This is a genomic window from Delftia sp. WSY_22 (genome assembly GCF_043104185.1).
GTDB classification, from domain to species: domain Bacteria; phylum Pseudomonadota; class Gammaproteobacteria; order Burkholderiales; family Burkholderiaceae_C; genus Comamonas; species Comamonas tsuruhatensis.
Genome location: NZ_JBICKN010000026.1, coordinates 1 through 22,476, shown reverse-complemented (window position 1 = coordinate 22,476; position 22,476 = coordinate 1). Strand labels below are relative to the sequence as shown.

Below are 22,476 nucleotides of genomic sequence, written 5' to 3'. Positions count from 1 at the left end.
AGCCGGCGAAAGGGAGGATAGGGGCTGCGAAAGAATTTTCGCCAACGCTGTCACAACGCGCACGCCCCGCGCGTCTTGAAGGTATGGGCCAGCCATTCCGGCCGGCTGCTACATCCCTCAAGGAGTGTTTTCCATGTCCGCTTCGTCTTCCGCTGCCACCGGCGCCCGTCCTCTTGCCGCCCCCACGCCGCGCCTGAACTTCCAGGCCGTGGCCCCCGAGCTGTACAAGGCCCAGGCCGGCATCAACGCGCTGCTGCACGAGTCCAGCCTGGGCATCCAGCTGCTGGAGCTGGTGTTCCTGCGCGTCTCGCAGATCAACGGCTGCGCCTTCTGCGTGGACATGCACACGCGCGAACTGCTGTCCCGGGGCGAGGACCTGCAGCGCATCAACAGCATCGTCACCTGGCCCGAGGTGGATTTCTACGACGGGCGCGAGCGCGCCGCCCTGAACTGGGCCGAGCGCTGCACGCGCCTGAGCCAGGCCCATCCCGAGCAGCAGGACTTCGAGGCGCTGCGCGCGCATTTCAGCGAGCGCGAGATGGTGGAGCTGACCTATGCCATCGGCAGCATCAATGTCTGGAACCGCCTGTGCGCGGGCTTTGCAGCCCCCGTGGCACGCAAGCCGATCAAGCTCTGAACGTGCGCAAGCCGCTCACTCCGCCGTGAGCTTTCGCTCCTTGACCAGCCTGCCCCACTGCTCGTACTCCTTCTTCATGAAGGCCGCGAACTCGGCGCGCGTGGTGGGCTGGGGGGTGAGGCCGTGCTTGTTCAGCGCGTCCTTGACGCCGGGGTCATTGAGTACCTTGACGATCTCGGTGTTCCAGCGGTCCAGCATCGGCTTGGGCGTCTTGCCCGGTGCCACGAAGGCATACCAGTTCAGTGCCTCGAAGCCGGGATAGCCGGCTTCGGCCACCGTGGGGATGTCAGGCATGTACGCCGGGCGTGTCAGCCCCGTGGTGGCCAGCGGGATCAGCTTGCCGGCCTCGATGTGGGGCAGGGCCGTGGGCGGCGCTGCGAAGTAGCTGGTCACGCGCTCACCCAGCAGGTCCTGCAGCGCGGGCGCGCCGCCCTTGTAGGGCACGTGCACCATGTCGATGCCCGCGCGCTGGTTGAACAGCTCGCCTGCCAGGTGGGAGGCCGAGCCCGCGCCCGTCGAGGCGTAGTCCACCGTGCCCGGGTTCTTCCTGGCCTTGGCCACGAACTCGGCCAGGGTCTTCACGCCCGCGCCCTTGTGCACCACCAGCACGTTGGGAAAGTTCACGCCGCCCGAGATGGGCGCCAGGTCCTTGAAGGGGTCGTAGGGCAGCTTCATCAGGTGCGGCGCAATGGTCAGCGGCCCCACCGAGCCGAACAGCAGCACCGAGCCGTCGGCCGCCGCATTGGCCACCTGCTGGTGGGCGATGTTGCCGCCCGCGCCGCCCTTGTTCTCCACCACCACGCTCTGGCCGATGTTCTCGCCCAGCTTCTTGGCGATCAGGCGCGCGGCCGCATCGGCAGCGCCGCCGGCGGCGAAGCCCACGACCAGGGACACGGGCTTTTTGGGAGGAAAGTCCTGGGCCTGCGCACTGGCGGCCAGTGCGAGCAGGGAGGCGGCCAGGGCGCTGGCGTGCAGGAAGTTGCGCTTGTTCATCATGGGGTTGTCTCCGTCATTGGCTGGGAATCGGGGCGGATGCGGCTAGTCGGCACCCAGCCCGATGGGGCTGGGCTGGCGCTTTTCGGTGTTGTGGCGCAGCAGGGACGCCGTGCGGAACACGCCGTGCGCGAACTTGCCGTAGGGCAGGGTGGCGAACAGGGCGATCACCGCGCCCAGGTGCAGGCACAGCAGCAGGGCCAGGGCCGGCGTGCCGCGGCCCAGCCACAGCGCCATGCCGCTGGCCGCGACCAGGAACAGCAGGGCGATGAAGCCCAGGTCCATGGGTTTCTGGCGCGCGTCGCCATGCAGCGGGTGGCGCCTGCGGTTCAGGTGCCACAGGCCTGCGGTGCCCAGCATGAGGCTGGTGCCGCCCACGGCGCCCAGCAGCTTGGGCAGGCTGGGGAATTCGTAGGGCGCGGCCCAGCCGAACACGTAGTGGTAGACCGTGGCCAGCGCCGTGGCCGCAAAGCACAGCATGAATCCGTAGAAGGTCAGGTGGTGGAAGCGCCTGCGGCTCAGGGTGTAGGCATCGTCCTCGTTGTGGCAGCCCTCGCCGTGGCCGCCGTCCAGGTATTTGAGGCGCAGCACGTCGTGCGCGGCCTCGGCCGCCGCCGGCGTGCCCACGTCCACGCCGCCGGTGGCGGGCTTGACGTCCTTCCAGAAGCGGCGCACGCCCATGGCCAGCGCCAGCACCACGAACAGGAACACGGGCGCGAAGATGCCCACCAGCAGGTTGTGCGGGAACAGGTTGTAGAAGTTGGCGCCCAGGTCGGCGCCCCACAGCCGGCCCGGGCCGCCCTGCAGGGCCACGGCCAGCACCAGGAACAGCGACAGGCCTGCGGCCAGGGCCAGCGACAGCGTGAGCCCGTTCCTCTGGTACAGGCGCCCCAGGGCGGGCGGCCAGGCGTAGTCGGCATAGGTCTGGCCGCGCACCTCGGCCATGGCCTTGGGGATGTTGATAGCGAATTCATGCGGCGGCGCGTACTGGCAGGCATGCAGGCAGGCGCCGCAGTTGTGGCACAGGTTGGCCAGGTAGTGCACATCGGCCTTGCCGAACTCCAGGCGCCGCGTCATGGCCGGGAAGACCGCGCAAAAGCCTTCGCAGTAGCGGCAGGCGTTGCAGATCTGCAGCGCGCGCGCCACCTCGCCTTCGGCGGCCGTTTCGGTGGAGACCGGCAGGATGGGGATGACCCGGCCTGCGGCCAGGTCCTGGGCTTCTTGGGCCAGGGCGTTCAGGGTCTGCATCTCGGTCAAGCCTTCTCTGTCACTGCGCCGCGCACGGCGGGGTGGCCCGTGGCGGCCAGGGCTGCGTTGCGGCCCGCGATGCGGCCGAAGGCCGTGCCGATGGACATGCCCACGCCGGCCGTATAGCCCTTGCCCAGCACGTTGCCGGCCATCATTTCGCCGGCCACGAACAGGTTGGTGCTGGGCTGGCCGGCAAAGCGCACGGCCGCCGTGTCGTCGGTCTCCAGGCCCAGGTAGGTGAAGGTCACGCCGGGGCGCAGCTGGTAGCCGTAGAAGGGCGCCGTGTCGATGGGGCGGGCCCAGTGGGTCTTGGCGGGGGCCAGGCCCTCGGTATGGCAGTCGTCCAGCGCCGTGTGGTCGAAGTGGCCGACGCGGCAGGCGCCGTTGTAGGCATCCAGGGTCTGCATGAAGCGGTTTTCGTCCAGGCCCAGCTTGCGTGCCAGCTCGGGCAGGGAGTCGGCGCGCACGCCCGGGAAGACCGGCGGCATGAAGCGGCCTATGGCCTTGGCGTCGATGACGGACCAGGCGGTCTGGCCCGGCTGCTGGGCCACCAGGCGGCCCCAGATGGCATAGCGCTTGGGCCAGAAGTCCTCGCCCTCGTCATAGAAGCGCTCGGCCTCGCGGTTGACCACCACGCCCAGCGAGACGCAGTCGATGCGCGTGCAGATGCCGCCGTCGTACAGCGGCGCGCGCGCGTCGATGGCCACCATGTGGGCCTGGGTGGGGTCGCCGATGCGGTCGGCGCCATGGTCTTCGAGCAGGTGGCGCAGCAGCACGCCGCGGTTGAAGGCCGTGCCGCGGATCAGGAAGTTGTCGGACGGCCATTCGCCGCGCGCGTTCTGCCCCCAGGCCTCGCGCAGCCACTCGCGGTTGGACTCGAAGCCGCCCGCCGCCAGCACGCAGGTCTTTGCGGTGATGCGCTGCTCGCCCACCCAGGCGGCCTTGAACTCGCCGCCCTCGATCTCCAGCCGGTCCACGGGCGACGCGTAGCGCACCTGCACGCCCAGCCGTTCGGCGCTGCGGTAGTAGGCATTGACCAGGGCCTTGCCGCCGCCCATGAAGAAGGCATTGGTGCGCGCCACGTGCAAAGCGCCCGACAGCGGCGGCTGGAAATGCACGCCGTGGCGGCGCATCCAGTCGCGGCAGGTGGAGGAGGCGCGGATCACCATGCGCGCCAGGTGCTCGTTGGTGATGCCGCCCGTGACCTTGAGCAGGTCCTGCCAGAACTCCTCTTCGGGGTAGGCCTCGACCAGCACGTCCTGGGGCGCGTCGTGCATGCAGCGCAGGTTGCGCGTGTGGCCGGAATTGCCGCCGCGCCAGTCGCGCGGCGCCGCCTCCAGCAGCAGCACACTGCGGCCTGCCTCGCGCGCCATCAGGGCCGCGCACAGGGCGGCATTGCCGCCGCCTATGACCAGGACATCGGGGTCCATGGAGTTCTCCTTGCATTCGCCATCGTGGGGATTGCGAATGTAGGGAGAACGCAGCGCGGCGGGCAGGGGCCCGCCGGCATGGGGGTATCAGTCTTCGTGATGGATGAGGGCCGTGCCGGCCCAGGCGCCGCCGCGCAGCAGCTGGCGCACGCAGTCGATCAGCACCACGCGCGCGGCCAGGGCGGCGGGCGACAGCTCATCCTCGGACAGGCTGCACAGCAAGTTGGTGCGCAGGGCATCTTTGTCCGTGATACGCGACCACTCGAAGCGCTGCGCGGCATCGGCATAGCGGCCCATGGAGGCCCAGGGCTGCACCGTGCTGCCCAGGCCTGCATCCACGGCCGCCATGACCATGGACAGCGAGTCCACCTCCAGCACCAGATGCGGCGTGAAGCGCGCCTGCGAGAAGGCCGTGTCCAGCGTGCTGCGCAGGCCGTGCAGGCCCGTGGGCAGGATCAGCGATTCGCCGGCCAGGTCGGCCAGCGCCATCTGCGGCGGCAGCGGCTCGGGGTGGTGGCCGCGCGCGCGGATCAGGAACAGTTCTTCCTCGATCAGCGGATGCACCTGCCAGCGCCGCCCGCCTGCGCGGGCCTGACCGCCGTGCAGGCGGGCGTCGAACAGCACGGCCATGTCCAGCGCGCGCGCATTGAGCATGTCGGTCAGGTGGCCGGACATGCCCTCCACCATGTGCAGGCGCACATCGGGGTAGCGCGCGCGCATGGCCTGCATCATGGGCAGGCCCAGCATGGCCGAGGTGGTGGGCGCCAGGCCCACGCTGACCGAGCCCGACAGCCGCGCCTGCTGCGCGCTGCGCACGGCCTGCTCGGCATGGCGCAGCGTGAGCTGGGCCTCGCGGAAGAAGGCCACGCCCGCCTCGGTGGGCACCACACCGCGCGGCGTGCGCTGCAGCAGCCTGGTGGACAGCTCGCTTTCCAGACGGCTGACCTGCTGGCTCAGCGCGGACTGGACCATGTCCAGGTCCAGGGCGGCGCGGCTCATGGAGCCGAGTTCGACGATGCGGACGAAGTAGCGGAGTTGTCTCAGTTCCATGGGGGCGGCGCTTGTGGTGTGCAGCGCCGATTGTCGGTGCAGACCGGGGCTTGGCCTCAGATGCCGCGCGGCAGCAGGGCCGCCAGGGCCTCGCCTATCGAGCGCGCAATCAGCTTCTGGCGCTCGCCGGGCATGCGCTCCAGCGTGGAGGCCACGCTGACGGCGGCCACGGGCTCGCCTTCGGCATTGCGCACCGCCATGCCCACGGCCAGCACGCCGCGCGTGGCGTGGTTGCCGATGACGGACCAGCCGCGCTGGCGCGTGGCCTTCACCAGCAGGGCCATGCGCTCGGGCGTCATGCCGCCGTACTGCTCCAGCACGGGCGCGTTGGCCGCCATCGCGGCCTGCACCTCGGCATCGGGCAGGGCGGCCAGCAGGGCCAGGCCCGCCGCTCCCACGCCCAGCGGCTGGCGCGTACCCACCTGGATCACCAGGATCTGCACCGGATGCGTGCCCACATGGCGGGCGATGCAGTGCGATGCCGCGCCTTCGCGCACGATGGCAAAGGCCGCGTCCGCGCAGCCCGCGCTCACGCGCTCCAGCACGGGCTGCAGCCGCACGGCCATGTTGGGCTGGCCCGCGCTGGCGGCCGTGGCCGCCAGCCGGTGGCCGGCCGCATAGGCGAAGCGCCCCCTGTGCGCCACATAGCCGCTGTCCACCAGGGTGGACAGCAGGCGGTACACCGTGGCGCGCTCCAGCCCCGTGGCGCGGCACAGGTCAGCGACGCGCAGGCCCTCGCGGCCAGCGGCCAGCACGGCGTCCAGCACCTGCAGGCCACGGCGCAGGGTGCGGCTGCCGGCATCGTCGGCGGAGACTGGAATGTCCGCTGGCCGGACGTTTGGATTGGTGCTGCGCGAAGGCATGGAAAAGAATTTCCCGGTGATTGCAGGCAGGGCAGAAAAGGGCCTGCGTGCAGCGCGCAGTGTGCCGCAGGCCGTCGAAAGCCCACACAGGCAGACATGAGCGGACATCAGCGGACATAAGCAGACATCAGAACGATCATCTGGAGACAAGACATGACAATCCCTGCCCGTTTCAATCCGTGGGCGCGCCGGCGCCTGCTGGCCTGTTCCTTCACCTGCGCACTGGCCGGCATGGCCGCCGCGACCGTCGCGACCGTGGCGTTGGCGCCCGCGCCCGTGCTGGCGCAGCCGGCGGCCTGGCCGGCCCGGCCCGTGCGGCTCGTGGTGGGCTATGCGGCCGGTGGCGCCACCGACGTGATCGCACGCCTGGTGGCCGCCCGGATGGGCGAGCAGCTGGGCCAGAGCGTGGTGGTGGACAACCGCACGGGCGCCAACAGCAATGTGGGCGCCGAGGCCGTGGCGCGGGCGCCTGCGGACGGCTACACGCTGTATGTCTACACCATTGCCAACACCATCAATGCCTCGCTCTACCCCCGGCTCGGCTATGACCCGGTCAAGGACTTCGAGCCCATCGGCCTGATCGCCAAGATTCCCAACATCCTCGTGGTCAACCCGCGCCTGCCCATACAGAACGTGGCCGACTATGTGCGCCATGCCCGGCAGAGTGCGCAGGGCATCAGCTTCGCCTCGTCGGGCAGCGGCTCGTCGATCCACCTGTCGGGCGAGATGTTCCGTCAGCTGTCGGGCCTGCGCATGCTGCACGTGCCCTACCGGGGCAGCGCACCGGCCATCACCGACCTGCTGGGCGGGCAGGTGGATTCCATGTTCGACAACGCGCCCTCGGCCCTGCCCCACGTGCAGGCCGGCAAGCTGCGCGCGATCGCCATCACCAGCGCCCGGCGCTCGGCGCTGCTGCCCGATGTGCCCACGCTGGCGGAGTCGGGCTATGCGGGCTTCGACGTGCAGTCGTGGTTCGGCCTGGCCGCCCCTGCGGGCACGCCGCCCGCCGTGATCGAGCGGCTGAACCATGCCCTGAACACCGCCCTGGCCGCACCCGAGCTGCGCCAGCGCCTGGGCGAGATGGCCGCCACGCCCGAGCCCGGCACCCCGGCGCAGATGCGCAGCTTTGCGGCGTCGGAGATCAAGCGCTGGCGCGAGGTGGTCAAGGCCTCGGGCGCCACCGCCCAGTAGTTCGGCACACGTTCGGCAAAAGCTCGACACAACCACCCCACAAGGAGACGACCCCCATGCAACCCATTGATTTTTTCTGGCGCGCGGCCGAGCGCTGGCCGCAGCGCATCGCCATCGACGCGCCGGGCGGCTGCATCCGCTATGACGCGCTGGCCCGCAAGGTGGCCGCGCTGGCGGCCGGCCTGCAGGCGCTGGAGCCTGCCGTGCAAAGCCGCGTGGGCATCTGCGCGGGCAACAGCGCAGACCATATCGCCGCCCTGCTGGCGGTGATGGCCAGCGGCAAGGTCTGGGTGCCGCTCAATCCCAAGAGCACGCAGTCCGAGGTGCGCCGCATCATCGATGCCACCGAGCCTTCCATCGTGCTGTGCGATGCGGGTGGCGCTGCGCTGGTGCAAGGGGCGCCGGGCATCCACCTGGTGCTGGGCGAGGGCACGGCGGCCCTGGAGCAGGCGCAGACCGGCGCTTTGCCTGTGACACCCGAACTGCCCGCCGATGCCATCCAGGCCATCAAGTTCACGGGCGGCACCACGGGCCTGCCCAAGGGCGTGATGCAGCCCTGCCGCGCCTGGATGGCCGGCATTGCCAACCAGATCCAGGCCTGGGGGTTCGATGAACATGACCGCTACGTCATGGCCGCGCCCATCACGCATGGCACGTCCACCTACCTGCTGCCCATCCTGGCGCAGGGCGGCTGCCATGTGCTGCTGGATGGTGCGGGTGCCGAGGCCGTGCGCAGCGCCTTTGCCCTGCGCGGCGGCACCGTGTGCTTCATGCCGCCCACCCTGATCTACATGCTGATGGCTCTGCCGGGCGCCAGCCGTGCGGACTTCCCCGGCCTGCGCCGCCTCATCTACGGCGGCGCCGCCATGCCGCCCGAGAAAATCCGCCAGGTGCGCGCCTTCTTCGGCCCCGTGCTGGCCACCACCTATGGCCAGACCGAGGCGCCGCAGATCCTCACGGCCATGCGGCCCGAGGACTTCGAGGACGAAGGCCTGTGGACCTCCGTGGGCCGGACCACCTGGTTCAGCGACCTGGCCATCATGGCGCCCGACGGCCGCCTGCTGCCCCGGGGCGAGGTGGGCGAGGTCGTGGCGCGCGGCGATCTGCTGATGAGCGGCTACTGGCGCCTGCCCGGCAAGACGGCCGAGACCCTGGTGAACGGCTGGCTGCACACGGGGGACCGGGGCCTGATCGATGCGCAGGGCTACCTGCACCTCAAGGACCGCCTGAAGGACCTGGTCATCACGGGCGGCTTCAACGTCTATCCCGTGGATGTGGAAAACGCCCTGGGCCAGCATCCGGCCGTGCACGAGTGCGTGGTCTTCGGCATCCCCGACGATCACTGGGGCGAGGCCGTGCAGGCCGCCGTGCAATTGCGCGCCGAACTGCGCCCCGACCAGCGGCCGGACGAGGCCGAACTGATCGCCTTCGTGCGCCAGCGCCTGGGCCCCGTGCAGACACCCAAGCGCATCCACTTTCACGCCAGCCTGCCGCGCTCGCCCGTGGGCAAGCTGCTCAAGACGGCCGTGCGCGAGCTCGCGCTGGCGCCCCGCTGATCCCGCACACCATCACAAGGAGACCCTGGCCATGGCCACGCACCAACCCCCCGTCACCCGCCTGTGCACCCACACCCTCACCAGCCTGCATTACCGCGATGCCGACCTGGTCGAGGACCTGATGGGCAAGAAGACCTTCACCGAGGTGATGCTGATGCAGATCCTGGGCCGAACGCCGCGCCCCGTGGACCTGCGCATCGCCGATGTGGTGCTCATCGTGCTCATGGAGCATGGCCTCACGCCCAGCGCCATCGCCACGCGCCTCATCTACATGAGCGCGCCCGAGAACCTGCAGGGCGCCGTCTCGGCCGGCCTGCTGGCCGTGGGCAGCTCCTTCGTGGGCACCATGGAGAACTGCGCCGCGCTGCTCGACCGCATCGCCGCCGCCGCCGACCCCGAGGCCGAGGCCCGCGCCATCGCCCGGCACCACAAGGCGTTGAAAAGCCCCGTGCCCGGCTTCGGCCACCACCTGCACAAGCCCGTGGACCCGCGCGCCTACAAGCTGCTGGACATGGGCCGCGCCGAACCCGAACTGGCGGGCAGCAGAATCCGCGCGCTCGAAATCCTCTCTGCCGCCGTGGACGCCGCGGCGGGCCGGCCCATCACCATCAACGCCACGGGGGCCGTGGCCGCCCTGCTGGGCGAGATCGGCGTGCCCACGGCCGTGATGCGCGGCTTTGCCGTCATCTCGCGGGCGGCCGGGCTGGTGGCGCATGTGGTGGAGGAGCAGCAAAGCCCGTCGGGCCGGTTCATCTGGGAAACGGTGGAGGAAGCCATCCCTTACGCGGGGCATGCAGTTTCCGCGAACGCTGCGTGAAGCAATGACCGATGGACCACCGCGCGCCATGCCTCGAGCATGGAGTCCATGCAACAAGCCCATGGATTGTCCGGCGCCCTCGACGGCCTGCGCGTGGTGGACCTGTCCCGCATCCTGGCGGGACCCTGGTGCACCCAGAACCTTGCCGACCTGGGCGCATCGGTACTCAAGATCGAGCGTCCCGGCACGGGCGACGACACGCGCGCCTGGGGCCCGCCCTTCGTGCAGGCGCCCGGTGGCGAGACCGTGTCGGCCTACTTCCTGTCCTGCAACCGCGGCAAGCAGTCGGTGGCGCTGGACTTCACCGAGCCGGCCTCGCATGCCTGGCTGCTGCGCCAGATCCGCGATGCCGACGTGCTGGTGGAAAACTACAAGGCCGGCGCGCTGGCGCGCCACGGCCTGGACTACGCGGCGCTGGCCGCCATCAACCCCGGGCTGATCTACCTGTCGATCACGGGCTTCGGCCAGAGCGGCCCGTTTGCGCACAAGCCCGGCTACGACTATGTGTTCCAGGGGCTGGGCGGCCTCATGGGCTACACGGGCGTGGCCGATGGCGAGGAGGGCGCGGGCCCGCTGCGCACGGGCGTGGCCGTGGTGGACCTGATGACGGGCATGTATGCCACCAGCGCCGTGCTGGCGGCCGTGGTGCAGCGCCAGCGCACGGGGCGCGGCCAGCACATCGACCTGGCGCTGCTGGACGTGGCCGTGGCCATGAATGCCAACCAGGCGGCCAACTACCTGGTCAGCGGCGAGAACCCGCGCCGCACGGGCAACGCCCATCCCAATTGCGCGCCCTACGAGGTGTTTGCCTGCGAAGACGGCCATTTCATCCTGGCCATCGGCAATGACGGGCAGTTCGCCGCCCTGTGCTCCGTGCTGGGCACGGACTGGCACCTGGACGCGCGCTTTGCCACCAATGCCGCGCGCCTGACCGGCATGGCGCAGCTGCGCCCGCTGCTGCGCGCGGCGCTGGGCCGCTGGCCGCTGCAGGCCCTGACCGATGCGCTGGACACCGCCCAGGTGCCCTGGGGCTGCATCAACACCATGGAGCAGGTCTTCGCCCATCCGCAGGTCCGGCACCGCCAGATGCTGCAGACGGTGGAGCACCCGCAGCTGGGCACGCTGAAGCTGGTGCGCAACCCCATGGTGCCGGCCGGCAGCGGCGCCCAGGTGCCGCCGCCGCCCGTGCTCGGTGCGGCGCCGCAGGACCTCTGAATCCCTAGACATCGACAAGCCAAGAAGGAGACAAGGATGACGAAACGCATGAAAGCACTGAAGGCCGCCGTGGCAGCCGCCGCGCTGGCGGGGATGCCGCTGGCATATGCAGCAGGGGCAGCGGGGGCGGCAGGGGCAGGAAGCTATCCCGAGCGGCCCGTACGCCTGGTCGTGCCCTATGCGGTGGGCGGCGCCACCGATGTGATCGCGCGCGTGGCGGCGCGCTACCTGGGCGAGACGCTGGGCCAGGCCGTGGTGGTGGAAAACCGCCCCGGCGCGGGCGGCAGCACGGGTTCGGCCTATGCGGCCAAGCAGCCGGCCGACGGCTACACCCTGGTGATGATGGTGGAGAGCTCGCATGCCGTGAACCCCAACGTCTACGCCAAGCCCGCGTATGACCCGGTGAAGGACTTCACCCCCATCACCAACATCGCCAACGTGCCGGGCGTGATGGTGGTCAGCGCAGGCTCGGCCTACAAGAGCGCCAGGGACGTCAGCGACGCGGCGCGCGCCGCGCCGGGCAAGCTCAACTACGGCTCCTCGGGCAATGGCGGGCTCAGCCACCTGAGCGGTGCGCTGTTCGGCAGCACCACGGGCACCACCCTCACCCATGTGCCCTACAAGGGCCTGGGGCCGGCGCTCAACGACCTGATGGCGGGGCAGCTCGATGTGGTGTTCGACAACATGCCGTCTTCCGGTGCGCTGATCGCGGGCGGCCAGCTGCGTGCGCTGGCCGTGTCCAGCCCCGTGCGCCTGCCGGCCCTGCCGGGCGTGCCCACCTATGCCGAGGCCGGGCTCAAGCCCATGAACGACATGTCCTGGTACGGCCTGGGCGCGCCTGCCAGGCTCGATCCCGCCATTCTTGCCAGGCTCAGCGAAGCCATGCGCAAGACCTTGCAAAAGCCCGAGCTGATCAAGACCATCGAGCAGCAGGGCGCCGTCGTGGACTTCCAGGAGCCTGCGCAGTTCAGGCAGACGGTGGAGCGCTCCAACCGGGCCTGGTCCCAGCTGATCCGCGACATCGGATTCGAGAAACTTTGAGGAGATCTGCCGTGCATGCACAAGTGACCTTTCCCACCCCGCAGACCGCCGTGCTCACCATCACCGGCGGCGGGCCGCTGAACATCCTGGGCACGCCCGTGATCCGCGCGCTGACCGCGCAATTGGCCGAGCTGGCCGAGCGCCCCGATCTGCACTGCCTGGTGCTGCGCGGATCGGGCACGCGCGCCTTCGTGGCGGGGGCGGACATCCGCGAGATGGCGTCGCTCAACGCCGCCTCGGCACGCGCCTTCATCAGCGGGCTGCGCGACCTGTGCAACGCGGTGCGGCATTTCCCCGTGCCCGTGATCGCCCGGCTGCAGGGCCATACGCTGGGCGGCGGGCTGGAGCTGGCCATGGCGGCCGACCTGCGCATCGCGGCCGATGATGCCGTGGTGGGCATGCCCGAGGTCAAGGTCGGCATTCCCTCGGTGATCCACGCGGCCATGATGCCCGCGCAGATCGGCGGCACGCGCGCCAGCTGGCTGCTGCTCACGGGCGAGAACATCGGCGCCCTGCAGGCCGAGCGCTGGGGCCTGCTCAACGAATGCGTGCCCGGCGACCAGCTCGATGCGCGCATCGCGCAGATTGCCGAGGGGCTGGGCGGGATCGGCATCGAGGCGCTGCGCCAGCAAAAGCGCCTGCTGCGCCGCTGGGAGGGCATGGGCGTGGACTCGGCCATCACCGACAGCGTGGCCGAGTTCGGCGCGGCCTTCAACACGGGCGAGCCGCAGCACCACATGAATGCCTTCCTGGAGCGCAAGCAGGCCAAGGCCCAGGCCCAGGCCCAGCCCTGAACCTAGGCCTTGTCGGCCAGCCCTTTCAGAAAGCTGCGCAGCCGCTGCGCGGTGGGCGTCAGCGGCCGTTCGCTGGAGCGCACCAGCTGCAGCGGGCGCCGTGCCCAGGTTTCCTCCAGCGGCAGGCAGGCCACCGCATGCGCGGTGCCGAGCCTGCGGTAGATGCTTTGCGGAATGATGGCCAGGCCCACGCCCTGCGAGACCAGCCGCACGATGGAGGTGAAATCGTCCACGTGGATGCGGCAGCGCAGCGGCCGGCCATGGCGCTTGGCCAGCTCGCGCAGAAAGGCGTAGTTGCTGCTGGTCAGCGCCATGCCCACGAAGGCATGGGACAGGGTGTCGAAGAAGCGGCAGGAAGGGCCTTCGCCGTCGTCAGGCCTCTCGCCCGGCTGGGGCACCAGCGGATGGCCGGGCGGGGCGATTACCACCAGGCGGTCCTGCGCAAAGGTCTCGCAGGCCACGGCGCCCGCCATGGGCTCGCCCGCGTAGACGCCCAGGTCGGCCTCGCCCTCGGCCACGCTGGCGGCAATCGTCTCGCTGGTCTGCTCGACCAGGGTGAGGTTCACCTCGGGAAAGGCGGTCAGAAACTCGCCGATGTGCGGGCCGATGAAGCCGTGCAGCGAGGAGCTGTTGGCCGCCAGCGTTGCCTTGCCCTGCAGGCTGCTGCCCAGCAGGGCGGCCTCGGCCTCCATGCCGTCGATGGCGGCGAACACGCCGCGCGCATGCTCGAGCATGGCGTGGCCTTCCTCGGTCAGCCGCATGCCCTTGTGCTCGCGCGTGAACAGCTGGCAGCCCAGGGCCTGCTCCAGATTGCGCAGGCGCTGGCTGGCGGCCGAGGGCGTCAGGTGCCGCGCCTGGCTGGCACGCGAGAGATTGCCGGCCTGGGCGATGGCCATGAACAGCTTCAGATCGGTCAGGTCGTAGCGCATGCGGGCGTTTCCTAGGGAGCAGGAGGGCCATTATTCCTGCTGGCGCAGGGCTGCAAAGCCCGTGGCGCGCAGCCTTTGAAGGGCGCTGGGATAATCGCTGCCATGACTAAACACCGCGTCGTGGTGGGCCTGTCGGGCGGTGTGGACTCCGCTGTCACGGCCCATCTCCTCAAGCAACAGGGCCATGAAGTGGTCGGCATCTTCATGAAGAACTGGGAAGATGACGACGACAGCGAATACTGCTCGTCCAATGTCGATTTCGTCGATGCCGCCGCCGTGGCCGACGTGGTCGGCATCGAGATCGAGCATGTGAACTTCGCCTCCGAGTACAAGGACCGCGTCTTCGCCGAGTTCCTGCGCGAGTACCAGGCCGGCCGCACGCCCAACCCCGATGTGCTGTGCAATGCCGAGATCAAGTTCAAGGCCTTCCTGGACCACGCCATGCGCCTGGGCGCCGAGAAGATCGCCACGGGCCACTACGCCCGCGTGCGCCAGAACCCCGGCACGCAGCTGTTCGAGCTGCTCAAGGGACTGGACCCGGCCAAGGACCAGAGCTACTTCCTGCACCGCCTCAACCAGGCCCAGCTGTCCAAGGCCATGTTCCCCGTGGGCGAGCTGAAGAAGACCGAGGTGCGCCGCATTGCCGAGGAGATCGGCCTGCCCAACGCGAAGAAGAAGGACTCCACGGGCATCTGCTTCATCGGAGAGCGGCCGTTCCGCGACTTCCTGAACCGCTACATCAGCAAGGAGCCCGGCAACATCCTCGACGACCGCAACCGCAAGCTGGGCAAGCATGTGGGCCTGTCGTTCTACACGCTGGGCCAGCGCTCGGGCCTGGGCATCGGCGGCGTCAAGGAAAAGGGCGCGCCGCGCGGCGGCGGCGACCATGAGCCCTGGTTCGTGGCGCGCAAGGAGCTGGACACCAACACGCTGCGCGTGGTGCAGGGCCATGACCACCCCTGGCTGCTGTCGCAGTCGCTGCTGGCCGACCAGGTCAGCTGGGTGGCCGGCCACGCGCCCGCCGAGGGCAAGGCCTACGGCTCCAAGACGCGCTACCGCCAGCCCGACTCGCCGGCCCTGATCTCGGGCGCCACGCCCGAGGGCTTCCGGCTGGATTTCCCCGAGCAGCAATGGGCCGTCACGCCCGGCCAGTCGGCCGTGCTCTACGACGGCGACGTGTGCCTGGGCGGCGGCATCATCGCGGCGGTGGATCCGCACTGATGCAGCACTGACGCGGCACTGATGCGGCATTGATGCCGGGCAGGATTCGGCCCGTCGCGTTTTGCTATCGTCACGGGGGGCGGCACAACCGCCCCTTTTTCTTTTTCCTTTTGTTCTTCACGACAGCACCACAGGAGACCCCATGGCTTCATCGATTCTTGCGCGCCGGCATTTTCTGGGAGCGGCCCTGGGCGCCGTGGCCACGGCCGGATGCAACGGCGAGGTGTCCTGGGGCGACCCCATCGATCCGCCCGTGACGGACCGCGTCAAGCGTGCGCTCGATCAACTCGACGGCCAGGTGCGCGCGCAGATGCGGCGCACGGGCGTGCCCGGCGTGGCCGTGGCGGTGGTGCATGAAGGCCGCCTGGTCTATGCCCAGGGCATGGGCGTGCGCCGTCTGGGCTCGTCGCTGGCCGTGGATGCGGACACGGTGTTCCAGCTCGCCTCCGTCTCCAAATCCGTGGGCGCCACCGTGGTGGCGCAGCAGGTGGGCCAGCGCCGCGTGTCCTGGGACACGCGCGTGCAGCAGGGCCTGCCCTGGTGGACGCTGGAGGATGCCGACGCGGCCCAGCGCATCACCGTGGGTGACATGTATGCCCACCGCTCGGGCCTGCCCGGCCAGGCCGGCGATGCGCTGGAGGAGCTGGGCTACAGCCAGCGCCAGATCCTGGAGCGCCTGCGCTACCTGCCGCTGCGGCCCGTGGGCACCCAGTACGCCTACAGCAACTTCGGCCTGACCACGGGCGCCGAGGCCGTGGCCGCCATCGCAGGCCAGTCCTGGGCCGCGCTGTCGCAGCAGGCCGTCTACGGCCCGCTGGGCATGACGCAGACCAGCTCGCTGTTTGCCGATTTCGAGGCGCGCGCCAACCGCGCGGCCGGCCACCTGCGCGTCAATGGCGTGTGGCAGACGGGGCCGGTGCGCCGGCCCGATGCGCAGTCGGCCGCCGGCGGCGTCAGCTCCACGGTGCGCGACATGGCGCGCTGGATGACCATGCTGCTGGACGAAGGCCGCTTCGAGGGCCGCCAGGTGGTCGATGCGCAGGCGCTGCGCACGGCGCTGTCGCCGCAGATGCTGCAGTCGCCGGCCGGCAACGGCGAGCCTGCGCGCTACTACGGCTTCGGCTTCAACGTGGGCGTGTCCGAGGCGGGGCGCACCACCTACAGCCACTCGGGCGCCTTCGGCACGGGCAGCGCGACCAGCTTCACCGTCATGCCCGAGCTCAAGCTGGGCATCGTGGTGCTGACCAACGGCATGCCCATCGGCGTGCCCGAGATCGTGGTCTCGCAGTTCCTGGACCAGGTCGAATGGGGCCGCCAGCGCCAGGACTGGGAGAGCATCTGGACCAAGCGGCTGGCACCCATCATGCAGCCGCATGGCGAGCTGGCAGGCAAGACCCGGCCCCCTTTCCCCCGACCGCCCCGGCCGCTGGGCGCCTATGTGGGCAGCTACGCCAACCGCTTCTACGGGCCGGCCCAGGTCAGCCTGCAGACGGGCGGCGGTGGGCTGCAGGTCAGCCTGGGTTCGCAGCGCATGCTGCTCAGCCACTGGGATGGCGAGGTCTTCAGCTTCGTGCCCGAGGGCGATTCGCCGGGCAGCCTGTCCAAGGCCACGTTCGACGGCAACCAGCTCACGCTGGAGTATTTCGACGATGTGCTGACCCCGGCCGGCGTCAGTGCGGGGATAGGGCGCTTTTCGCGCTGAGGGTGGCCTGCTCCGCGCCGTCGGGCAGGGGATCGCCGGGCACGGGCAGCCAGGCGGCCAGCACGGTGGCACCGGGCTCCGAATCCATGTCCAGATGGCCGCCCAGGCGCTGCAGGCGCGCCTGCATGCTGCGCAGGCCCACGCCCATGCCGGCCTGCTGCACGGCGGCCACGTCAAAGCCTGCTCCGTCGTCGGTGATGCGCAGCATCAGCCAATGCGGCTCGGGCCACTGCAGCTGCACCTGCACGCACTGGGTGCGGCTGTGCTTGATCACATTGGCCAGCGCTTCCTCCAGCACGCGCGTCAGCGCCAGGCACTGCAGCGCACCGGGCGGCTGCGGCCAGGCGGCCGGCACCTGCCAGTCGGACTGCATGTCCAGCGCGTCGAACAGGCTGGCAAAGCGGTGGCGCAGCGGCGCGATCCACGCCTGGGGCGTGTCCGGCACGGTGACGGAGACGCTGGTGCCGCTGTCGATCATCTGGCGCAGGTCGTCGCGCAGCAGCTTGAGCACGGACAGGAACTGGCGGTTGTGCATGGGGGTGCCGGCCTGCTCCACCATGGCGATGGAGCGCACCAGGGAGCCGCCCAGGCTGTCGTGCAGGTCGTGCGCCAGCTGCATCCGTTCCTGCAGCCGCGAGTGGCTGAGCGCCAGCGCATGCTCGCGCGCCAGCGTGCCGCCGAGCTCGTCGCAGGCACGCGCCACGCTGTCGGTCAGCTCCTGGTTGAACTGTTCGATGCGGCGCATGCTGAGCACGAACTGCCGGCCCAGCACCATGGACAGGGCCAGCATGGTCAGCGGCGCGGTATAGGGCATCCAGGGCGTGGCGGGGCCAATCACCTTCTTGAGCGCCAGCATGTCGTGCAGGCCCGCGCACAGGAAGACCAGCAGGCAGGCCGCGTAGACCAGGTGGCCCGGCTCGCGCGTGCGCCAGGCGTGCAGCGGAAAGTGCAGCGACACGGCCACGCAGATGCCGAAGTACACCAGGCCGATGTGCAGCACACCGTCCACCAGCGGCCAGGGCGCGAAGATGGCGGCGGCCATGCCGGCCAGCGTCAGCGCCCACAGCAGCTTTTCCAGCCGGGGCAGGTGCAGCCTGCCGAAGCGCCAGGTGAACAGGCAAAAGCTCTGGCTGAACAGCAAGAAGACCAGCAGGTTGCCGCGTGCCACAGCCAGGGTGTCGGGGAAGGGCCGGGCCTCGGTGGCCAGGATATTGGCCAGGAACAGCGCCCAGCAGAAGGCATTGAGCGCGTACCAGCCAAAGGCCTTGCTGGCGCGCCGCTGCAGCCAGGCAAAGGCGAACAGCACGCCCAGCACCAGCGAGACCACGATGTTCATGGCAAACAGCGTGCGCTGGTTCCACCAGGTCTGCTCGTGCCACCGGCGCAGCGCCTCGGGCTCGCCCAGGCGCACCTCGCCCAGGCCGGGCGTCTGCTCGGCCAGGCCGTGCACGCGTATCCACACGCTGTTGGTGCCCGCATGCAGGGCGGATTCGGGCAGCAGCCAAAAGCGCGGCATGTTCCAGCTGCGCGACAGGGGCTCGACCAGGTGCCGGTCGCGCCACAGCAGGTCGCCGTTCACGAAGACCTCGCCGGCCATGACCATGGAGTGCAGGGCCAGCGCCACGGGATCGGCGGCGGCGGGAGTGGTGGCAGCGGCGGCAGCGGGGTGAGCGCAGCCGCGCTGCCAGTCGATGCGGTACCAGACGGCGCCGCTGTAGCCGGGCCAGCGGTCCAGCCAGTGGTCGGGCAGGGTCACGCTGTGCCAGTCGCGTACCGCGCTGGCGATGGGCGGCGGTCCCAGGCCTGCGGCCTTGGCGGACTGGATGGACAGGATCTGCGGCAGGCAGGCCTGGGCCAAGGCGCAGGGACTGCACAGGAGGACCGCCAGGCCCAGGGCCTGGCCCAGAGCGAAGTGCCGCACCGGGCCGAACCACCGGCGCCACCCGCCCATGGCCGTCAGCCCAGCAGGCCGCGCACGCGTGCCGTGTTGACGGCGCGCGTGCGCGAGGACACGGCCAGCTTGCGGTAGATGTGCTTGATGTGGCATTCCACCGTGTAGCGCGACAGGTGCAGCTGCTCGGCGATCTCGCGGTTGGTCAGGCCATCGGCCACCAGGCGCAGGATCTGGCTTTCGCGCACGCTCAGCGTGGACTCGGTGCCGCTGCTCTCCGGCGTGGCCGGTGCCGCGCCCTGCAGCTCGGCGATCACGCGGCGCGCGATGAAGGGGTCGATGGGGGCGCCGCCGCGCAGCACGCTGCGGATGGACAGCGACACTTCCAGGTCGTCGCGTTCCTTGAGCACATAGCCGGTGGCGCCTGCGCGCAGCGCCGCGAGGATGGCGTCCTCCGTGCTCCAGGCCGAGATCACCAGGATGCCCACGGCCGGGTCTGCGCTGCGCATCTCGGCGATCAGGTCGATGCCGCTGCCGTCGGGCAGGCCCAGGTCCACCAGAGCCAGCGCCACGGGCTCGGCCAGGCAGGCGCGGGCCTGGGCCAGGGAGCCTGCGAACAGCAGGGCATCGGGCGTGTAGCCCAGCTGGCCCAGCACGGACTGCAGCCGCTGGCGGATCAGCGGCTCGTCCTCCACCACCAGCACCGGGGCCGGAAGCGTGGACTCTGGGACAAGCAGATGGGCGGGCATGGAAAAGGCGTGCGCAGCGGCGGGCGTAAAAAGGGGCAGGATGGCCGCCCGACTGTGGGCGAAGCCCGCATCTTTGCATATCCCTGAAAACTGGTAATCGCGGGGGCGCGCGCCGCTGCGCCGTCCATAATTCCGGCCCGGGCCGCACGGGCGGACCCTGGCAACGACACCTACCGAAAGGACGCCGCCGCATGGCACGCGTACGTGACCCTGCTGGCTACGATGGCCAGCGTGAAATGATCCTCTCCCACGCCGCCCAGCTGTTCGCGCAGCGCGGCTATGCGGGCACCTCCATGAACGAGGTGGCTGCGGCCTGCGGCGTCTCCAAGGCCACGCTCTACCACTATGTGCTCGACAAGCACGACCTGGCCGTGCGCATTGCCGAAGAGCATGTGCTGCGCCTCGAAGCCCTGGTCAACGACACCCTGCAGGCCCATGCCGATCCCGAGCAGCGCCTGCATGCGCTGATCCGCGGCTTCGGCCAGGAGTACGCCCAGGCCCAGAATGCCCACCGCGTGCTGACCGAGGACGTGCGCTTCCTGCGCGAGGAAGACCAGCAGCGCATCCTGGACGTGGAGCGCCGCGTGGTCGCGGCCTTTGCACAGACCATTGCCCAGGTGCGCGGCGAGCCCGCCGACAGCGCCCTGGGCAAGCCCCTGGCCATGCTGCTGTTCGGCATGATCAACTGGACCTTCACCTGGCTCAAGCCGGGCGGCACGCTGGACCATGACGCCATTGGCACCATGGTGTCCCAGCTGTTCTTCGGCGGCGTGCGCGCGGTCAGCGTGCCGGACGGCAAGAAGCCGCGCAAGGCCCGCCAGGCCTAGGCTCGGCCCGGTCCCTTACCACCGGCGCTGCACGACCACGAAGCGGTCGGCCACGAAGGCCAGCGTGGTGTAGCTGGCATTGGCCGCGGGATTGCCGCCCGTGGCGTGGAAGTCGGAAAAACCGGCCGACTGGTTGACCATCACGCCCTGCGTGAGGTTGATGGACAGGGCCACGCGCGAGCGCAGCGCCGAGGCCGCCACGGCATCGACGAAGGCCGCATCCGTGGAGTACAGGCCCAGCGTCATCGCGCCATGCGCGCGCACGCTGCGCTCGGCCAGCTCGCGCGCGGCCTGGGCCGAGGGCACGGCCACCAGGTAGGAGACGGGGCCGAAGCATTCGCGCTCGTAGATGGCGGCGTCCGCCACGTCCAGCGCGCGCAGCGCGGGCGTGCGCACCTCGGCCTGCGGGTACTCGGGATGGGTGAGCTTTTGCGAGGCGCGCACGGCGCGGCCCACGGTGGCGGCCTGTTCCACGCGCTCCACGGTCTGGGCAGAGCCTATGGCGCCCAGCACGGTGAAGGCCACCTTGGGATCGGCCAGCAACTGGTCGATGGCGGCGGCCAGATCGGCGCCGACCTGCTCGAAGCTCTTGTGGCCCTGGTCAGTCTCTATGCCGCCGGCCGGAACCAGCAGGTTCTGCGTGGTGGTGCACATCTGGCCGCTGTACAGCGACAGTGACAGGGCCAGATTGCGCAGCATGCCTGCGTAGGCATCGGTGGACTCGATCACCACCAGGTTCACGCCGGCCATCTCGGCATACAGGCGTGCCTGCGGCGCGTTGGACTGCAGCCACTGGCCGAAGGCATTGCCGCCGGTGAAGTCGATGGAGGCCACGGCGGCGTGCGTGGCCAGGGCCTGGGTCAATTCGGGCTTGTCGCTCACGGCCAGGGTCACGAGGTTGGGGTCCAGGCCCTGCTCGGTCAGCACATCGCGCAGCACGCTCACGGTGAGCGCGGCCGGCAGCACGGCGTTGGGGTGGGGCTTGACGATCACGGGGTTGCCCGTGGCCAGCGCGGCGAACAGGCCCGGGTAGGTGTTCCAGGTCGGGAAGGTGGCGCAGCCGATGACCAGGGCCACGCCACGCCCCACGATCTCGAAGCGCTTGTGCAGCACGGCGGGCGCATGCTTGCCCTGGGGCTTTTCCCAGACGGCCTCGGCAGGCACGTCGGCCATGGCCTTCCAGGCCACGGCAATGGCTTCCAGGGCGCGGTCCTGGGCATGGGGGCCGCCGGCCTGGAAGGCCATCATCGCGCCCTGGCCCGTGGTCAGCATCACGGCATGCGCGATCTCGAAGCTGCGCTGGTGGATGCGCGTCAGCGCCTCCAGCAGCACGCCGGTGCGGCCCTGGGGTCCCAGCGCCTGCCATGCGGGCTCGGCCGCCTGGGCGGCATCCACCAGCGCCTGGGCATCGCACTCGGGGTAGCGGATGTCCAGGGCCACGCCATAGGGCGATTGCTCGGTGGCCACGCGGGCGCGTTCACCGGGCTGGCGCAGCGGATAGTCCTTGCCGAACAGCGCCTGCACGGCGGCATGGCCCTGGGCCTGGGCGGTCTCGCCATACACCTTGGGCGAGGGCGCTTCGGGGAAGGGCGACCAGTGGCCCCGGCGGGACAGGGCCTGCAGCGCGTCGTCGAGCAGGGGGCGGTGGCGTTCGTAGAGGGCGTGGGCGGGCATGGGATGTCTCCTGGGTTGGAATGTGGCGTCGCTATCAGGGTTAGTACCGGACAACAAGCCTTGTTGCTCAAGAAAGCTGCATCTTATAATCCTACCGTCCGGTCGGTCAATTATTCTGAACCCCTTGCCTCACGACGCCAGAACCCCGATGAACAAAGACCTGCGCCCCGCCCCCGGCGAACTCGACCCCATCGAAACCGCCAGCCGCGACGAGATCGCCTCGTTGCAGCTGCAGCGCCTGCGCTGGTCGCTGCAGCATGCCTACGACCATGTGCCGTATTACCGCCGCGCGTTCGACGAGAAGGGCGTGCACCCCTCCGATCTGCGCACGCTGTCCGACCTGGCCCGCTTTCCCTTCACCACCAAGAAGGACCTGCGCGAGAACTATCCGTTCGGCATGTTCGCCGTGCCGCGCCAGAAGGTGGCGCGCGTGCATGCCTCCTCGGGGACCACGGGCAAGCCCACCGTGGTGGGCTACACGTTGAATGACATCGACAACTGGGCGAACCTGGTGGCGCGCTCCATCCGCGCGGCGGGCGGGCGGCCCGGCGACATGGTGCATGTGGCCTATGGCTACGGCCTGTTCACGGGCGGCCTGGGCGCGCACTACGGTGCCGAGCGCGCGGGCTGCACCGTGGTGCCCATGTC

General features: G+C 70.0%; 19 protein-coding genes and 1 pseudogene. 11 read left to right on the top strand and 9 right to left on the bottom strand.

Annotated features, from left to right (window positions below; translation table 11 throughout):
• Window positions 1-133: 133 nt before the first annotated feature.
• Window positions 134-637, top strand: a complete 504-nt coding sequence (locus tag ACF8NF_RS13875) for a carboxymuconolactone decarboxylase family protein (RefSeq protein ID WP_160855344.1) — start codon at window positions 134-136, stop codon at window positions 635-637.
• A 15-nt stretch (window positions 638-652) separates the two neighbouring features.
• Here the strand turns inward: ACF8NF_RS13875 and ACF8NF_RS13870 are convergent, their stop codons facing one another.
• From ACF8NF_RS13870 to ACF8NF_RS13850, 5 genes are all read right to left on the bottom strand, one after another.
• Entirely contained in the window at window positions 653-1,633 is a 981-nt protein-coding gene (locus tag ACF8NF_RS13870) for a tripartite tricarboxylate transporter substrate binding protein (RefSeq protein WP_200903758.1), read from the bottom strand.
• Between the two features lie 42 nt (window positions 1,634-1,675).
• Window positions 1,676-2,878 (bottom strand): tricarballylate utilization 4Fe-4S protein TcuB, encoded by a 1,203-nt coding sequence (tcuB, locus tag ACF8NF_RS13865; protein WP_338499026.1) that lies wholly within the window; start codon window positions 2,876-2,878, stop codon window positions 1,676-1,678.
• A gap of 5 nt (window positions 2,879-2,883) precedes the next feature.
• Window positions 2,884-4,308 carry an FAD-dependent tricarballylate dehydrogenase TcuA gene (gene tcuA / locus ACF8NF_RS13860; protein WP_392450733.1) on the bottom strand — a complete coding sequence of 475 codons (1,425 nt, stop codon included), beginning with the start codon at window positions 4,306-4,308 and terminating at the stop codon, window positions 2,884-2,886.
• Window positions 4,309-4,395: 87 nt separating this feature from the next.
• A complete protein-coding gene (locus tag ACF8NF_RS13855) occupies window positions 4,396-5,358 on the bottom strand; it encodes a LysR substrate-binding domain-containing protein (protein WP_012202727.1) in 963 nt (320 codons plus the stop codon).
• A gap of 56 nt (window positions 5,359-5,414) precedes the next feature.
• Window positions 5,415-6,221, bottom strand: a complete 807-nt coding sequence (locus ACF8NF_RS13850; protein ID WP_016449568.1) for an IclR family transcriptional regulator — start codon at window positions 6,219-6,221, stop codon at window positions 5,415-5,417.
• A 153-nt stretch (window positions 6,222-6,374) separates the two neighbouring features.
• Here ACF8NF_RS13850 and ACF8NF_RS13845 point away from each other — a divergent pair, with 153 nt between their 5' ends.
• Genes ACF8NF_RS13845 through ACF8NF_RS13820 form a run of 6 tightly spaced genes read left to right on the top strand, consistent with a single transcriptional unit; the run spans window position 6,375 to window position 12,835 of the window.
• Window positions 6,375-7,412, top strand: coding sequence for a tripartite tricarboxylate transporter substrate binding protein (locus ACF8NF_RS13845; protein WP_043780580.1), 1,038 nt, complete (start codon window positions 6,375-6,377; stop codon window positions 7,410-7,412).
• Window positions 7,413-7,468: 56 nt separating this feature from the next.
• A complete protein-coding gene (locus tag ACF8NF_RS13840; RefSeq protein ID WP_016449570.1) occupies window positions 7,469-8,968 on the top strand; it encodes a class I adenylate-forming enzyme family protein in 1,500 nt (499 codons plus the stop codon).
• A gap of 31 nt (window positions 8,969-8,999) precedes the next feature.
• Entirely contained in the window at window positions 9,000-9,785 is a 786-nt protein-coding gene (locus ACF8NF_RS13835) for a citryl-CoA lyase (protein WP_392417232.1), read from the top strand.
• Window positions 9,786-9,833: 48 nt separating this feature from the next.
• On the top strand, window positions 9,834-11,000 hold the full coding sequence (locus tag ACF8NF_RS13830; protein WP_392450732.1) for a CaiB/BaiF CoA transferase family protein: 1,167 nt from the start codon (window positions 9,834-9,836) through the stop codon (window positions 10,998-11,000).
• Between the two features lie 36 nt (window positions 11,001-11,036).
• Entirely contained in the window at window positions 11,037-12,041 is a 1,005-nt protein-coding gene (locus tag ACF8NF_RS13825; RefSeq protein ID WP_154836194.1) for a tripartite tricarboxylate transporter substrate binding protein, read from the top strand.
• Window positions 12,042-12,052: 11 nt separating this feature from the next.
• On the top strand, window positions 12,053-12,835 hold the full coding sequence (locus ACF8NF_RS13820) for an enoyl-CoA hydratase (RefSeq protein ID WP_392450731.1): 783 nt from the start codon (window positions 12,053-12,055) through the stop codon (window positions 12,833-12,835).
• 2 nt (window positions 12,836-12,837) lie between these two features.
• Here the strand turns inward: ACF8NF_RS13820 and ACF8NF_RS13815 are convergent, their stop codons facing one another.
• Window positions 12,838-13,764, bottom strand: a complete 927-nt coding sequence (locus ACF8NF_RS13815) for a LysR substrate-binding domain-containing protein (protein WP_392450730.1) — start codon at window positions 13,762-13,764, stop codon at window positions 12,838-12,840.
• 102 nt (window positions 13,765-13,866) lie between these two features.
• Here ACF8NF_RS13815 and mnmA point away from each other — a divergent pair, with 102 nt between their 5' ends.
• Both mnmA and ACF8NF_RS13805 read left to right on the top strand, forming a co-directional pair.
• Window positions 13,867-14,985 (top strand): tRNA 2-thiouridine(34) synthase MnmA, encoded by a 1,119-nt coding sequence (mnmA, locus tag ACF8NF_RS13810; protein ID WP_392450729.1) that lies wholly within the window; start codon window positions 13,867-13,869, stop codon window positions 14,983-14,985.
• Window positions 14,986-15,127: 142 nt separating this feature from the next.
• The gene (locus ACF8NF_RS13805) at window positions 15,128-16,687 is read left to right on the top strand and encodes a serine hydrolase (protein WP_016449576.1); all 1,560 of its coding nucleotides are present in this window, start codon (window positions 15,128-15,130) and stop codon (window positions 16,685-16,687) included.
• Here ACF8NF_RS13805 and ACF8NF_RS13800 read toward each other — a convergent pair.
• Together ACF8NF_RS13800 and ACF8NF_RS13795 are read right to left on the bottom strand one after the other, a co-directional pair.
• Entirely contained in the window at window positions 16,656-18,638 is a 1,983-nt protein-coding gene (locus ACF8NF_RS13800; RefSeq protein ID WP_392450728.1) for an ATP-binding protein, read from the bottom strand. The two genes, ACF8NF_RS13805 and ACF8NF_RS13800, sit on opposite strands and share 32 nt — an antisense overlap.
• A 5-nt stretch (window positions 18,639-18,643) precedes the next feature.
• Complete coding sequence (locus tag ACF8NF_RS13795) at window positions 18,644-19,327, bottom strand: LuxR C-terminal-related transcriptional regulator (RefSeq protein WP_392450727.1); 684 nt, start codon at window positions 19,325-19,327, stop codon at window positions 18,644-18,646.
• A 191-nt stretch (window positions 19,328-19,518) separates the two neighbouring features.
• Between ACF8NF_RS13795 and ACF8NF_RS13790 the strand changes: the two genes are divergently transcribed.
• A complete protein-coding gene (locus ACF8NF_RS13790; RefSeq protein ID WP_012202739.1) occupies window positions 19,519-20,154 on the top strand; it encodes a TetR/AcrR family transcriptional regulator in 636 nt (211 codons plus the stop codon).
• Between the two features lie 15 nt (window positions 20,155-20,169).
• Here ACF8NF_RS13790 and paaN read toward each other — a convergent pair whose 3' ends face one another.
• Window positions 20,170-21,828, bottom strand: coding sequence for a phenylacetic acid degradation protein PaaN (gene paaN, locus ACF8NF_RS13785; RefSeq protein ID WP_238001356.1), 1,659 nt, complete (start codon window positions 21,826-21,828; stop codon window positions 20,170-20,172).
• A 148-nt stretch (window positions 21,829-21,976) separates the two neighbouring features.
• Between paaN and ACF8NF_RS13780 the strand changes: the two are divergent.
• A pseudogene (locus ACF8NF_RS13780) lies at window positions 21,977-22,476 on the top strand (phenylacetate--CoA ligase); the annotation flags it as partial.

Excerpts from the sequence above, each read along its gene's own strand:
- ACF8NF_RS13875 (WP_160855344.1), top strand. The coding sequence starts at position 134 with ATGTCCGCTTCGTCTTCCGCTGCCACCGGCGCCCGTCCTCTTGCCGCC.
- ACF8NF_RS13870 (WP_200903758.1), bottom strand. The coding sequence starts at position 1,633 with ATGATGAACAAGCGCAACTTCCTGCACGCCAGCGCCCTGGCCGCCTCC.
- tcuB (WP_338499026.1), bottom strand. The coding sequence starts at position 2,878 with ATGCAGACCCTGAACGCCCTGGCCCAAGAAGCCCAGGACCTGGCCGCA.
- tcuA (WP_392450733.1), bottom strand. The coding sequence starts at position 4,308 with ATGGACCCCGATGTCCTGGTCATAGGCGGCGGCAATGCCGCCCTGTGC.
- ACF8NF_RS13855 (WP_012202727.1), bottom strand. The coding sequence starts at position 5,358 with ATGGAACTGAGACAACTCCGCTACTTCGTCCGCATCGTCGAACTCGGC.
- ACF8NF_RS13850 (WP_016449568.1), bottom strand. The coding sequence starts at position 6,221 with ATGCCTTCGCGCAGCACCAATCCAAACGTCCGGCCAGCGGACATTCCA.
- ACF8NF_RS13845 (WP_043780580.1), top strand. The coding sequence starts at position 6,375 with ATGACAATCCCTGCCCGTTTCAATCCGTGGGCGCGCCGGCGCCTGCTG.
- ACF8NF_RS13840 (WP_016449570.1), top strand. The coding sequence starts at position 7,469 with ATGCAACCCATTGATTTTTTCTGGCGCGCGGCCGAGCGCTGGCCGCAG.
- ACF8NF_RS13835 (WP_392417232.1), top strand. The coding sequence starts at position 9,000 with ATGGCCACGCACCAACCCCCCGTCACCCGCCTGTGCACCCACACCCTC.
- ACF8NF_RS13830 (WP_392450732.1), top strand. The coding sequence starts at position 9,834 with ATGCAACAAGCCCATGGATTGTCCGGCGCCCTCGACGGCCTGCGCGTG.
- ACF8NF_RS13825 (WP_154836194.1), top strand. The coding sequence starts at position 11,037 with ATGACGAAACGCATGAAAGCACTGAAGGCCGCCGTGGCAGCCGCCGCG.
- ACF8NF_RS13815 (WP_392450730.1), bottom strand. The coding sequence starts at position 13,764 with ATGCGCTACGACCTGACCGATCTGAAGCTGTTCATGGCCATCGCCCAG.
- mnmA (WP_392450729.1), top strand. The coding sequence starts at position 13,867 with ATGACTAAACACCGCGTCGTGGTGGGCCTGTCGGGCGGTGTGGACTCC.
- ACF8NF_RS13805 (WP_016449576.1), top strand. The coding sequence starts at position 15,128 with ATGGCTTCATCGATTCTTGCGCGCCGGCATTTTCTGGGAGCGGCCCTG.
- ACF8NF_RS13800 (WP_392450728.1), bottom strand. The coding sequence starts at position 18,638 with ATGGGCGGGTGGCGCCGGTGGTTCGGCCCGGTGCGGCACTTCGCTCTG.
- ACF8NF_RS13795 (WP_392450727.1), bottom strand. The coding sequence starts at position 19,327 with ATGCCCGCCCATCTGCTTGTCCCAGAGTCCACGCTTCCGGCCCCGGTG.
- ACF8NF_RS13790 (WP_012202739.1), top strand. The coding sequence starts at position 19,519 with ATGGCACGCGTACGTGACCCTGCTGGCTACGATGGCCAGCGTGAAATG.
- paaN (WP_238001356.1), bottom strand. The coding sequence starts at position 21,828 with ATGCCCGCCCACGCCCTCTACGAACGCCACCGCCCCCTGCTCGACGAC.